The sequence below is a fragment of the Pseudocolwellia sp. AS88 genome (assembly GCF_030551755.1).
In the GTDB taxonomy this organism is placed as follows: Bacteria; Pseudomonadota; Gammaproteobacteria; order Enterobacterales; family Alteromonadaceae; genus Pseudocolwellia.
The window spans coordinates 49,966-64,077 of sequence record NZ_JAUPEC010000009.1; the positions used below are offsets into that span (position 1 = coordinate 49,966).

The following is a 14,112-nucleotide window of genomic DNA, read 5'->3' on the forward strand; positions in this document are numbered from 1 at the left end:
TATTACAACGGATAAAAACATAACTAACAAATAGAGAAACTTAAGCTCACTTTTAGGAAAAAGCTTATATTTATGACTCATTTTAAACTTATAAATTGAGATATTTTGGGATCGCTTCTGCACATTAAAGCTTCTTCATTACATAAAATTTAGGCAAAAAAAACGCTAATAAATTAGCGTTTCTTCAAATGTAATAAAGTTAATTATTTATTTAAACTTAGTGATTTACTGTAAACAACATTTCTTGAATTTCTTACCACTGCCACATGGACAAGGATCATTGCGACCCGCTGTAGCTAAAGAACTAACTGGAACACTGTTTTTTAGAATGGTATTTTCATCGTACAAGATACTATCTAATAAACCGCCTTCCTCCATTAACGAATCAATGTCATCAAGTTCTTCGTCTTCATAGTCATTTTCAATCCAGGTTTGTAATGTGTTAATCATATTAAAATCTGTTTGAACCATTCCTGATTCAACGAACTTGCGTGTATTGCTGTTATTCCATGCCTTTACTTCAGAGGACTCAAAACGCTCTTCATCAAGTAGGTCTTTGTCACACAATTCGTTAAATTGGCTTTTAAAAGTATTTAATTGATACTGAACACAACAGTCTGCTAATACGCTCATTAAAAAGCTGTTGATTGCACTTGGAATAGCTAAGAATGAAGCCAACCAGCGACGTACATGATCTTCTAACTCATTTTTATCAATAATCCCCACTTCGTACTGTGCAAATACCGCTTCAATCGCGGCTCCTTTGCCATACATAGATTGATGCCCATCAGAGATAAAATTACATAACGCTTGGGTATTACCATCTGCAACATTGAAAAATAAAGTAGGTGTTAATTCAGTGATTGTTTCACCAAATACAGTTTCTAGTGGAGTTAAAATAGAATCGCTGCGTGCAAATAGGTGTAAACATTTTTCTAGCGCTGGTGAATATTTTAATTCGGCTAATAATAATGTTCCAAAAAACAGAATAGGCTCTTGTTCTTGAGTTAATGACGTATCGTCTGCGATGAACTGATCGATGAGACTTTCTAACTCAAGATAAAATGCAGACCAATTTTGTTTTGCCGCGGATATACCAGCAATAGTTAAGTTGTCGTCGTTTGGGTTACTAATTGCCAATAAGGTTTGATCTAAGTTCATTTAAAGTTCCGCGTAAGGTATGCAAAAGAGCTGGATATATTAAAGGTCGTATTCTAACATTTCTTATTGTTGTTAACATTTAAATAGATAAGTTAAGTAAATAAATTTTTCACTTAAATAACCAGCCTACTTTCTCGCAATAAATGGTTAGCATATCTAGGCAAACGATTGTTGCAATAGAAAAAGGCAAATACTCACCATCGTTAGAAGTTGCCTTTAAAATTGCTGATGTATTTGGTGTATCGATTGCAGAGGTATTTAGTTATCAAGAGCAAGTTAATAACTAATATTTGATCTTAAATTGTTGCTGATTGATGAATATTATACCAATTTGATTAATGAAGTGATCTACTTTTTCATGAGGAAAAATGGATAATTACAAGGCATAAAATTTAGTAAGTAGTTATTCTACTTATAAATTTTATAACGCCGTCATTATTAATTTTAACCGTTAAAAATGAGCAGTTAATTAATCAACTTGGTATTAGCACCATGATTTGAACTCTACATCAGGTTTAGCGCTACAAACCCTCTATTCTAAACATCAAAATCCAGACGAAAAAAAACCGCTAAATAATTAGCGGTTTTTTTTGGAATGTGGCGGTGAGATAGAGATTTGAACTCTAGAAGGGCTACAAACCCTTGCCGGTTTTCAAGACCGGTGCTTTCGACCACTCAGCCATCTCACCTGAATGCAATTAACGCGTTGCGTTAAAGCGAGGCGAATATTAAAGAGAGTTGAAACCTTTGTAAAGTATTTTTTTTATGAAAAGTGTGTTTTTTTACTAGTTGAGTAAAAAACAGGTAAACAATGAGTAAAAACCATACATAACGTGTCTTGTCATTGAATGCTGAATAAAATATTACATTAATACTTACTTTATTTATGCTGTATCTGTTTACAATAGAAATATAACCGCTAGAGTTTAGTTATAACTATTAACTACAATTAGGGGTAAGTTGTTTTACTCTGTATGACTATTTAGGTGTTAATCATCTTTGCTTGAGGTACTTCGTTTATATTTTAAATATAAAGGCTGTATTTTGATATTCAATACCTACTTATTGGTTTGTAAAATACTTTGATAATCACATAAATTTCATCATTAAATAGATATTAATATTGTATTCTGTTCATTATCCGTAATAAGTTAGAATTAACAATATGAGTCAATAAGTTATAAAACCCATCAACCTGAACAAGGTTATAATAATAAATTAGGATGTTTATGAATTCGCTTTTAATCAAATCTTTAGTCGTTTCTCTTGTTTCAATCAGTGCTTTAGGATGTCAAAGTCAGGTTGAGCTTACTCCTGTTGAGATTGACCCTAATGCAAATCATATTGCAGTCGATAATAATCCAATAACGAATAAAAAAGCTGAAGGGATTAAGCCTAAGCATTCGGTATGTAAAAAATCATCAACACCTTTATTAAAAGATAAAACTAAATTAAAAGAAATGTTATTTAAAGAAGGAAAGTTAAATAACGATATGTCTGAAGACGAAATAAAAGCTTATGTAGATGAGTATATAAAGAAGAAGTCTTCTGTACCTTGTAAGCCGTTATCAAAATAACGGTTACTTTCCATCATTAGAGAACATACATGTTTAAATTATCAAAAATAGCTCTGCTAACCAGTTTAGTTACTTGTAGTGGCCTGTCTTATGCTGACACTTTTGTTAATGCCGGTTCTACAGACTTTGGTGTTGTTAATAAAGATAGAATTTTGTATTGGTTAGAAAAACGTGGCGAGCTTTCTGCTAACGCCTCTGAAGAAGAAAAACAGCAGGCTTTTGAAAGTTACATAGCCGATAGAATGAGTAACCAAAACAATAAGCTACCTAAAAGCTTGATGAACAAACAAGCAAAGGTAAACAAAACGGCTAAAGCTTCTATTATTGAAAAACAATCAGTAAAGAGCACGAGTATTCAAAAAGTTAATGAAGATGTTGATAATACCATTAAAGTATTAGCCATCATGATCGATTTCCCAGATTTACGTTACAACGATAATGGCTTATCTGCCTTTGACACAGATATGTACTACAGTGACTATCCGATGTCTCATTATCAGGACTTATTGTTCTCTCCTACCGGTTTTACTGGTCCTTCAGGTCAGAACCTTGAATCTGCTTATCAATATTATCAACAAGAATCAGGCAACACATTTGCTTTTAGTGGTGAAACCTTTGGTTGGTATACAGCAGAAGAAAATGCTGAGTATTATGGCGCGAATAATAACGATCCAAGAAACGATTTCAATCAAGATGATGTAAATGTTGATGAACTTGTTATTGAAGCTGTAGAAAAAGCCATTGCGTTAGGTCAAATTGATTTAAATGATTACGATAAAATTAGCGAAGAAGACCATGACGGTGATGGTATTCTTGATGAACCTGATGGGATTGTTGATCACATTATGATTTTTCATTCGAGTATTGGTGAAGAGTCAGGTGGTGGAGATTTAGGGTCTAATGCTATTTGGTCTCATAGATCAGCAGTGTTTAATGCAGATTACCCACAAAGTTCTGACGATTTTGCCGTAAGTGTTGAAGGCTCTGATCTTAGAATTTATAGCTATACGATTACGCCAATTGATGCTTCTGTGGGAGTTGTTGTTCATGAATTTGGTCATGTGTTAGGTGTGCCTGATGAATATGACTTAACAAATGATTCTACGGGAGCTCCTGTTCAAGCTTGGTCTGTTATGGGAAGTGGTAGCTGGTTAGGAAGCCCTCGCGGCTCTGAACCTGTTTCTTTTAGTCCTTATGCTAAAGAATTCTTTCAAAACAAATATGGTGGAAACTGGGTAAATCAACAAAGAGTTACTTTCTCAGATTCTACAAACGAGACATTGTCGTTAGTTAGCGCATCTACCCATGGCGATAGTGTTGATCAGATAAGAGTGGATCTTCCAATAATTCCTAGAAGTTTTGGTGAACCATTTACAGGTGAATATCAATACTATTCTAATCAAGGTAATGATTTACAAACCACTTTAAGTTTCAATACCACGTTGGGAACTAACAGCCCTACTTTATCTATGAAAGCTCGCTGGAACATAGAGCAAGATTACGATTTTGTACTTGTAAGTGTTGATGGAAATGTTGTTTCTGGTAATCATACTTCAGCATCGAATGAATATTATAGCTTTATAAGAAACTTTATAAGTGGTGATTCTGCAGATATTAGCGGTGCTTCTGTAGATTTGGGTTGGGTAGATTTAACTTTTGATTTGTCTAATTACAGCGGTCGAAATGTTGATATAGCAATAACTTATGTAACTGATACTAGCATTTCAGGTTATGGATTTGTCGCAGATGATATTACGGTTACTTCAGGTACAACTACAACATTTAGTAATGGTGCTGAGAATCTTACTTCTATGAGTTTAGATGGCTTTTCTCGAATAGACGATACTGTTGAAGGCGATAATCATTATTATTATGTTCAATTACGTGATCATACTGGTACGGACTCATCTTTAGCTAGTTTAGATTACGATCCTGGTGTTTTAATTTGGTATAGAGATGAAGCGGTTGATAATAACAACGTAAGTGATCATGCTGGTGAGTTATTTCTTGGTGTGGTTGATGCTGATCAGAACTTGATCACTCGAAATGGTTCGCCTAGAAATACCGAGATACAAATACGTGATGCAGCTTTTAGTTTGTATGATCAAAGTTTAAATATTAATACAGGATCTAACGATACTGCACTTACTAATAACTCTGTATTCAATGATAGTGATGATTACACATCACCAGATCAACCTAAGTCGGGTATTATTCTTCCAGAACTAGGTGTTAATATTGAAGTAATTACTCAGGCTGGCGACAGTTCTACTGCTTCGATAGTGCTAAGTAACACTAGCGATACATCTGGTGGCACTGATACATCCGGCGGTACTGATACGTCTGGTGGTACTGAAACACCTGTTATAACGGTACCTGAAACAGCTTCAACAAGTGATTCAGGAAGTTCTGGCGGTTCAATACATTGGTTAACCTTATTATTTGCAGGATTATTCGTTAATAGAAGATATGCTAATAAAAAGTAAAGTTGATTGTCATCACTCAACTTAAGCAAGTGCTAGTGATAAGATAAAATTCTTTGATACTAATCTTTTGAAATTAAGCCCTGATTGTTCAAGGCTTTTTTATGCCTGTATGTTCCTCGAAAAACTTCCACAAAACCATTAACCATTAAATACTCAAATGATACTGATTCGCATTTACATACAGGTAACAATTATGTATCATCTTCGCAATTATAGATTCAGATAAACACAGAAAATAACATTATAAAATTTATCGTCGTATACACACTAATTGCATTTAGTGGTCGTAAGAGTTTTGCATTATCAAATATAAAACTATAGCCATAAATTAAACGTTTTATGTAGATCGAATCTGTACCAAACGACGTTCAGTTAAAGCCAATAACAAAGGAAATAAAGCGGTTCACTTACCGCTTTACTGTTAAGTATTATGAGAAAAAAACTCTACAAATGGCATTCTATTGGTGCCCTTTTCGCTATGTTGCCGTTGCTTCTTATTTCTTTAACCGGGAGCATTTTGGTTTTTAAAGTTGAGTTAGACACTCTACTAATGCCAGATAAGATGCAAGTTACTAGCAACAATTCTGCGACTGATGTTACAAGAGCGAGTGAAAGAATGTCGTTAGATTTTTTGATGGCAAAGGTAAAATCTACATACCCTGAGCACGAAATAGGCAGTTGGGAAATATTTGACGATAAAAGCCGAACCGATGCCGCTTATCTTATAAAACATTATACAACACAGTGGTCAAAAATTTATGTAAACCAATATACTGGCGAATTGTTGTCTACTCCTGTTGGTTTATCTGATGATTTAACTGATTGGTTATTAGATTTACATTACAAGTTACTACTAGAAACTAACGGTATGTTTTTAGGTGCAATTGTTTCTATATTACTGTTGTTCTTAGGCATTAGCGGTATTGTTTTATATCGTAAATTTTGGGTAAACTTTTTTACTTTACGCTTTAAATTAGCCCGTAGAATTTTCTTTAGTGATTTACATAAGATGATAGGTATATCAAGCTCCCCTGTTATTATCATTCTTGCTTTTACGGGTGCTTGGTGGAATGTATCAGAGGTTATTCATGAAGTATCTGAGCATATTATTGAAGAGCCGTATTTAATGGCAAAGCCTTTACACAATCAAGACTTATCAATTCAATCATTATTAGATCGTAATAAAGAGACGATTCAAGATTTTGAAGCAACCTACCTGCTTATGCCCTACGAACCTGAAATGAATATTCTATTTTACGGTAAAGTAGATTCGCCTAATCCTTTGAATAGCGACTACTCAAGCACCATCACTTACGATAAAAACTCTGGCAAGATGATCGATTATTTAGATGTAAGAACATCAAGTGCCGCCCATGTTTCAGTAGATAGCTTCAGAAAACTACACTTTGGACACTTTGCCGGTTTACCAAGTAAAATAATTTGGTGTGTTTTAGGTTTAAGCCCTTCTATCTTAGCGTTTACTGGTCTGTATTTATATTTGTATAAAAACAGAAATAGAAAGGCATCAAAGCTTGTTAAGCTTAAAAGAGCAGTAAGTTAATGAAGCTACAGATGAAACGAGTCAGGCGTTAAACGGTCTATGCTTTAACAAATCAGGCATTAAGCAAACTTATTGTTTTTTTATAGTGGTTTGACATGGATATATAGGCATACATTAAAAGTAACAGACAAAAAAATAACTTAGCAGGAATATCTGAATATTCTTGTTAAGTTATTGATTTTGTTTTGATGAAGGAATTAACTTACTAGACTTTATTGAAGGTTAGCAATCAGCAGTTTCTAAGCCTATTTCTGGTTCTCGACCATCTTGATGATTAACGTAATACACACTACACTGATCGTTAAAGCTATACCCATTTGAGTAAATTTTAGCTATGCCCCCTGTACCTGAAGTTGTAATGCCACTTGGGATACTTTGTTGATTTCCTCTAGCGCACCATTCATCCTCACAAACCTCATCAGGAACTGATGTAAAATCTACGTTATCTAAATTTACTACATACTTAAGACTAGCTGACCATTGAGCTGTAGGATAACCGCTATGTACATCAATGGTGACATCACCAAGTGCCATTGAGTCCAAGTCTGATGTTTTATCTTGTACAATAGCTTTAGCATGGACCATATTGGTACCACTACGAATAGCACCTAGCATACCTTGAAGTTTAGCCACGGTTGCGTCAGAAGTTAGATCGATAAATTTAGGTGCTGCAGTGGCTGCTAAAATCCCTAATATAACAATCACCACAACTAATTCTATTAAAGTGAAACCTTTGTTCTTTTTCATAAAGTTAACCTTATTATCTGCTTTGTTTATTTGATTCACACCAAACAAACAAAATAATATACAACTTATAAACTGTACGAATTTTAAATAGCTGTTTTATACAACAGCTCTATAGCACTGAGAATTTATCAGTGCTCAAATACCATCACTATATCTGCCATTAAAAATAAAACTTAAACTATTAGATCTAGTTATAGTTAAATACAACAACTGAGTTTAAAGAAGCTCAGCCAGTACTTGTGCGGGATGTCTTGCTTTTAAATCAGCAAAGCGTTTCGTTTGGCTTCTACAAGAAAAACCTGTAACCACGATTTGTTGAGAATTTAAGCGCTCTACTTTCGGCTCCCAGCTTGATTCAAATAAAGCTTTAGAGTTTTCTAAGTTCACTTTTTCATGACCGTATGTTCCTGCCATGCCACAACAACCCACACTTTGCTTTTGTAGCGATAAACCTAAACCTTTAAAAATAGCGATCCATTGTGCTTCACTATTCGGTAAGGCGGTTTTCTCTGTACAGTGGGAAAACAGTTGATAGTCAATATCAGAGGACAATTGAATATTGGCTTTAATCTCGTCTAATTTCGGTGTTAACCATTCATGTGCTAACAATACAGAGAAATCGCCACGCTTATCACCTAATATTTGTTTGTATTCGTCGCGGTAACATAAAACTAACGAAGCATCTAAACCCACCATAGATAAGTTAAGGGCTTGCAGCTTATTTAAAAACTCTGCGCTGTTTTTAGCTGTGCTAGCAAAGCGTGATAAAAAGCCTTTAACATGCTGAGCTTTACCATTAGGTTTGAAAGGCAATAATACAGGTTTATAACCACACTTCTTGGCTAGCAACATCATCGACTCAACCGTAGCAGCGTCGTAATAAGAAGTGAACGGGTCTTGAACGATTAATAAGTATTGTTTACGCTCTTCTTCAGATAGTGCTTCTAGTTTGCTTAAATCGAAGGCTTCAAATACACCGGCATTAATTTGTTCGTTAACACTGCTTTCAAGTGTTGGCACAGACAGCAATGGTGTATTCACATAACCGATAGTTGCACTAGAAAATTTGTCATAAATTTTTGAACCTAAAACACTATTCACTAACTTAGGTGCTTTCGCCAAAATAGGTGTGATTATCTCAACGTTTGCCACTAAGTGATCTTTTAGCGGACGGAAATAACGTGTGTGATATAAGTTAACAAAACGCGATTTAAAATCAGGAACATCTACTTTAATCGGACACTGGCTAACACAAGATTTACATGCCAAACAACCCGACATAGCTTCCATAACTTCGTGTGAAAAGTCGTTTTTATAATCGTTAGAAAAGCGACTTTTCATCTTAAATAAGGTTTGTTCAAGTAGTTGTTTAACAGACCAACCACTTACGTCTTGCTCTAGCTTAAGAACGTCAACGCCTTTTACTTCTAATAAGCGTAACCATTCGCGCATTAAGCCAGCTCTACCTTTCGGAGAATGACGTCGGTCACGCGTTACTTTACTTGAAGGACACATTGGGCTATCTACATCATAGTTAAAACATAACCCGTTACCATTACAGTCTAATGCTGACTTGAATGAGTCTTTCACTTCAATAGGGATTTGACGGTCGTAAAAACCACGTTTAATGGCATCAACAGATACCAGTTTTTCAGTAGATTCTAGCGGTGTACAAATCTTACCTGGGTTCATTTTGTTAAGGGGATCGAATGCCCCTTTCACTTTACGAAGTTCTAAGAATAACTCTTCACCAAAAAACTCTGGGCCATATTCACTACGATAACCACGACCATGTTCACCCCACATTAAACCGCCATATTTTGCAGTTAAGGCAACCACTTGATCTGAAATTTGACGCAGTAAAACTTCTTGCTCTGGGTCACACATATCTAATGCTGGACGCACATGTAAAACACCAGCATCGACATGGCCAAACATTCCGTATTGTAAATTATGGCTATCAAGTAGCGCTCTAAATTCAACAATATAATCAGCTAAGTTTTCTGGTGGTACGGCTGTATCTTCAGCAAAGGCTATTGGTTTTTGACGCCCTTTAGTATTTCCTAATAAACCAACAGCTTTTTTACGCATTGCATAAAGTTTGTTAATGCTAGCGAGATCACTCGTTACTTGGTAACCAATAATACCGCCAATGCTATTTTCAATTTCGTTATCTAAACGTGCTGTTAGTTCAGCCACTTGTTCAGCTAAGTCTTCAACACTTCTCCCGTTGTATTCAACAACGTTAATGCCATCCATTACCTTGCCTTCAACATCGGTAATAAGGTCGCTAACGGAATGCCATACAATATCTTGTTTTGCTAAGTTAAGTACTTTGCTGTCAATGGTTTCAACTGATGTTGCTTTAGCTTCTACTAAGGCTGGAGAATGTCTTAAAGCTGAATCGAAGCTATCATATTTAATATTAATAACTGTTTTAGCTTTTAAAATTTCGTTTAAGTCGAGCTTGGCTTCACATACAAAAGCTAAAGAACCTTCAGAGCCTGTAATAATTCGGCTTAGGTCAACTTGTGTTAAATCAGCATTAAATACGTTTTCTAAATCGTATCCTGTTAAAAAGCGATTTAAACGTGGGAATTTCTCAAGTATTTGTTCACGGTTATCTTTACCGCTTGCAAGCACTTGTTTAAGTATTTTGCCTAAGCTTGAGTCTTCTTGAGAAAGCTCTTCTGCTGCTTCCATACTCATAGGTTTTGTATGTAAAAAATCACCGTTGGCTAAGATCGATTCTAGCTCTAAAACATGATCTGAAGTTTTTCCGTAATATAAAGAACCTTGACCGGAAGCATCTGTATTGATCATGCCGCCAATGGTTGCACGGTTACTTGTTGATAAATCTGGTGCGAAAAAGAAACCAAAAGGACGTAAATAAGCATTTAATTGGTCTTTAACAACACCTGCTTCAACTCTTACCCAATTCTCTTTTACGTTAATTTCTAATATACGGTTCATGTACTTAGATAAATCAACAACAATACCTGGTGTTAAACTTTGACCGTTAGTACCTGTTCCGCCACCTCTTGCACTGAATTTAATTTTGTTAAATTTTTCTTCATTAGCAAGTTGAGTAATAATTTGTACGTCGAATTTATTGCGAGGATTTAGAACCAACTGCGGTAATTGCTGATATACACTATTGTCTGTAGCCACAGACAAACGAGCACTATATTGACAGCTAATATCACCTTGATATGGCTTTGTTTGTAATACGCGGGCAAACTCTTGATAGAGTGGTTCTACTACTTCGATATGGTCGATTCTAGGTAACATATTATTATATTTTGGCAACGTTTATTATGCTCTGAGTATATCACGCTGTTATGGATAATTAATGCATAAAAGTAGAAAAAAAGTAGTAGATTATTGGTTTATAAGATATAAATTTATCAGCTAACAGAGCAGTAAAAACACGATAGAACAACCATTGTTAAAGCATTAATTCAGTGTTCAATCGAGTCTTTGCATTAACAAGTGTAAAAGTATCTGTACTTTATAAGCATATTTTAGCGTTATCCATTCGTATATTAATCAGATAAACCATTAACTCAGCACGAGTTTACCTGTACAATTTAGTCATTAAATACTTTCTCATTTATCTGAGTACAACTCTTTAGAAAATACCATGACAATTAAAACTGATGAATTACGCACTACCCTTATCGATAATTTAGTATCTCCTGCAGAGTTGGCTAATCAAATTCCTCTTGATCAAGAAACTGCTGATTTTATTATTGAAAGTAGAAAGAACATTGAAAAGATCATTTCAGGTGAAGACGACAGACTACTTCTTATTATTGGTCCTTGTTCAATTCATGATCCTGAAGCAGCTATCGATTACGCTAAAAAACTTAAAGTATTAAGTGATAAGCATGCAAATGAATTATTGATTGTTATGCGTGTGTATTTTGAAAAACCTAGAACCACTGTAGGTTGGAAAGGTTTAATTAGTGATCCTAATTTAGACAAATCTTTCAATGTTGCTAAAGGTTTAAACCTTGCGCGTAACTTATTAATGGAAGTTAACAAAATAGGTTTATCGGCTGGTACTGAATTTTTAGATATGGTTACTGGCCAATATATATCAGACTTGATCAGCTGGGGAGCTATTGGTGCACGTACTACTGAAAGCCAAGTTCATAGAGAATTAGCTTCTGCACTTTCATGCCCTGTTGGTTTTAAAAATGGTACCGATGGTAATATCCAAATTGCGCTAGATGCGATTAAAGCAGCAAGTGTTCCTCATGTTTTATATTCACCAGATAAAAGTGGCCAAATGTGTATTTATCAAACACATGGTAATCCACATTCTCATGTAATTTTACGTGGTGGTAAAATACCAAATTATCACGCAGAAGATATTAAACAAACTCAAGAGTCGTTAACTAAAGCCAATATAAGCACTAAAATCATGGTGGATTGTAGTCACGGTAATAGCTATAAAGATCATAAGAAACAAATCGATGTGGCTAAATCTATTGCGAATCAAATAGAAAATGGCGAAAAGTCAATCTTTGGTTTGATGGTTGAAAGCTTTTTAGTTGAAGGCAATCAAAAAGTAGAATCAATTGATACGTTAACTTATGGCCAAAGTATTACTGATGCTTGTGTTAATTTAGATGAAAGTGAAGACATTATTAACTTACTTGCGAATGCAGTAACCGTTGCTCGCTCAAAAAAGTAAAAAGTAAAAAGTAAATTAAGCTAACTATAAACTCATTTTTAGTTAGCTAACTTGTTCAAGATCAAAAAGAAAACCTTTCTTAGTCGCCTCAATCAAAAACAATTTGACCTTAAAGATATATTCGCTATATCTTTAAGGTTATTAATTTCTGTGTAAGCATTTTAAATTTAAATCCCAAAAGCTATTCACAATACGCTATTGTTAACTTACTCAGGAAATATCACCGTTCTTTATCATTATTTAAATAAAGCAAGGAGGCAGATTATGACTATGTTAACTAAACCTAGGTTTACTTTAACAAAACTCGTAAAAACTAACCCTATTCGTCACTTATTATCTTTATCACTGATAATGTCATTTTCTGCAGTTATTCTTACAGGTTGTAGCCAGGAAGGTACACAAGCTGAAAACAATTCAAATTCAAAAATTGATAAACCCAATGTTATTATTTTTTACGTTGATGATTTGGGTTATGGCGACTTAGGTGTTTACGGAGCAAAAGACGTTAAAACACCAAATGTTGACGCGCTTGCTAAAAATGGCATTCGATTTACTGATGCTCACAGTTACTCTGCAACAGGTACACCTTCTCACTATTCGTTGTTAACAGGTGAATATGGCTTTCGTGAGAATGTAACGTTATTAAAAGAAGATTCAGAATTAATTATCCCAAGCAACAAACCAACCTTACCTAAATTATTTAAAAGATCTGGATATAATACAGCGGTTATTGGTAAATGGTTATTAGGTTTGGGAGATGCTAAATCTGATGTTAATTGGAACGAAAAAGTACCTTTAGGACCTTCAGAAGTAGGATTCGATTACAGTTTTATTATTCCTGGGGCGGTAGAGAAAGTTCCTACTATTTATCTTGAAGATCAATATGTAGTTAACTTAAAAGAAACTGATCCTATTTCTATTAGTTTAGAAAAAAAAATTGGAGACAGACCAACAGGTGCTGAAAATCCAGAGCTTTTATTGCAACCAGCTGATGAATTACATAGTGGTAGCATTATTAATGGAATAAGCCGGATTGGTTGGATGAAAGGTGGTAAAGACGCTGAATGGAAAGATGACAATTTTTCAGAAATATTTACTAATATGGCCGACTTTTATATTGAAGATTACCAAGAAGCCCCCTTTTTCTTATTTTTCTCATTTCATGATATTCATGTTCCTCGTATGCCTAACGAGATGTTTAAAGGAACGAGTAGCATGGGCCCCCGTGGAGACTCTATTGCACAAATGGATTGGATCACAGGCCAAGTGGTTAACAAACTGAAAGCAAAAGGTTTACTTGATAATACCTTAATTATTTTTACCAGTGACAATGGTCCTGTGCTGATGGATGGTTACAAAGATGGCGCAGATGAATTACTAGGTGACCACAAACCTGCCGGTGACTTTAGAGGTGGCAAGTACAGCGCGTTTGAAGCAGGTACTCGTGTTCCAACCATTATTCATTACCCTAATAAAATCAAACCAGGTGTTAGTAATGCGTTAATGAGCCAAGTAGATATATATGCTTCTCTAGCTAATATGCTAAACATAGAGCTTGCAAAAAATGAAGCGATAGACAGTGAGAATCATTTAAAAGCTTGGTTCAATCCTCTAAGTACTGGTAGAACAGAATTACTGCTTGAGTCGCAAACATTCGCTTTAAGAACTCAAGAATGGAAGTATATTGCTCCTAGTAAGAAAAAAGTTGATTGGATCAAACAAGAAAAAAATATTGAGTCAGGTGTATCGCCTATTCCTCAACTTTTTAATGTTTTAAAAGATCCTTCAGAGACAAAAGACCTTGCCCAGAGCAAAGCAAAAGACGTTGAACGTTTTAAAGAAAGAATTACTGCAATAAAAGCCAAAAATCAAAGATAA

8 protein-coding genes, 1 tRNA gene and 1 pseudogene are annotated in these 14,112 nt (G+C 34.8%); 6 read left to right on the plus strand and 4 right to left on the minus strand.

What is annotated here, in order from left to right; translation table 11 throughout:
- Window positions 1–225: 225 nt before the first annotated feature.
- Window positions 226–1,161, minus strand: coding sequence for a DUF1186 domain-containing protein (locus Q5N69_RS08390; RefSeq protein ID WP_304368428.1), 936 nt, complete (start codon window positions 1,159–1,161; stop codon window positions 226–228).
- 143 nt (window positions 1,162–1,304) lie between these two features.
- On the opposite strand from Q5N69_RS08390, the pseudogene Q5N69_RS08395 reads away from it, so the two are divergent.
- Window positions 1,305–1,448, plus strand: a pseudogene (locus Q5N69_RS08395) (helix-turn-helix transcriptional regulator); the annotation flags it as partial.
- Between the two features lie 311 nt (window positions 1,449–1,759).
- On the opposite strand, the gene Q5N69_RS08400 reads toward Q5N69_RS08395, so the two are convergent.
- Window positions 1,760–1,850: transfer RNA gene (locus Q5N69_RS08400), tRNA-Ser, on the minus strand.
- 540 nt (window positions 1,851–2,390) lie between these two features.
- Here Q5N69_RS08400 and Q5N69_RS08405 point away from each other — a divergent pair.
- The 3 genes from Q5N69_RS08405 to Q5N69_RS08415 all read left to right on the plus strand — a co-directional run bounded on the left by Q5N69_RS08405 (window position 2,391) and on the right by Q5N69_RS08415 (window position 6,785).
- Window positions 2,391–2,738, plus strand: coding sequence for a hypothetical protein (locus tag Q5N69_RS08405; RefSeq protein ID WP_304368429.1), 348 nt, complete (start codon window positions 2,391–2,393; stop codon window positions 2,736–2,738).
- A gap of 29 nt (window positions 2,739–2,767) precedes the next feature.
- Complete coding sequence (locus Q5N69_RS08410) at window positions 2,768–5,224, plus strand: immune inhibitor A domain-containing protein (protein WP_304368430.1); 2,457 nt, start codon at window positions 2,768–2,770, stop codon at window positions 5,222–5,224.
- Between the two features lie 430 nt (window positions 5,225–5,654).
- Window positions 5,655–6,785 (plus strand): PepSY domain-containing protein, encoded by a 1,131-nt coding sequence (locus Q5N69_RS08415; RefSeq protein ID WP_304368431.1) that lies wholly within the window; start codon window positions 5,655–5,657, stop codon window positions 6,783–6,785.
- A 222-nt stretch (window positions 6,786–7,007) separates the two neighbouring features.
- Here the strand turns inward: Q5N69_RS08415 and Q5N69_RS08420 are convergent, their stop codons facing one another.
- Complete coding sequence (locus Q5N69_RS08420) at window positions 7,008–7,532, minus strand: type II secretion system protein (protein WP_304368432.1); 525 nt, start codon at window positions 7,530–7,532, stop codon at window positions 7,008–7,010.
- Window positions 7,533–7,748: 216 nt separating this feature from the next.
- Window positions 7,749–10,823 carry an FAD-binding and (Fe-S)-binding domain-containing protein gene (locus Q5N69_RS08425; RefSeq protein ID WP_304368513.1) on the minus strand — a complete coding sequence of 1,025 codons (3,075 nt, stop codon included), beginning with the start codon at window positions 10,821–10,823 and terminating at the stop codon, window positions 7,749–7,751.
- 352 nt (window positions 10,824–11,175) lie between these two features.
- Here Q5N69_RS08425 and Q5N69_RS08430 point away from each other — a divergent pair, with 352 nt between their 5' ends.
- Both Q5N69_RS08430 and Q5N69_RS08435 read left to right on the plus strand, forming a co-directional pair.
- Complete coding sequence (locus tag Q5N69_RS08430) at window positions 11,176–12,234, plus strand: 3-deoxy-7-phosphoheptulonate synthase (RefSeq protein WP_304368433.1); 1,059 nt, start codon at window positions 11,176–11,178, stop codon at window positions 12,232–12,234.
- A gap of 264 nt (window positions 12,235–12,498) precedes the next feature.
- A complete protein-coding gene (locus Q5N69_RS08435) occupies window positions 12,499–14,112 on the plus strand; it encodes a sulfatase-like hydrolase/transferase (RefSeq protein ID WP_304368434.1) in 1,614 nt (537 codons plus the stop codon).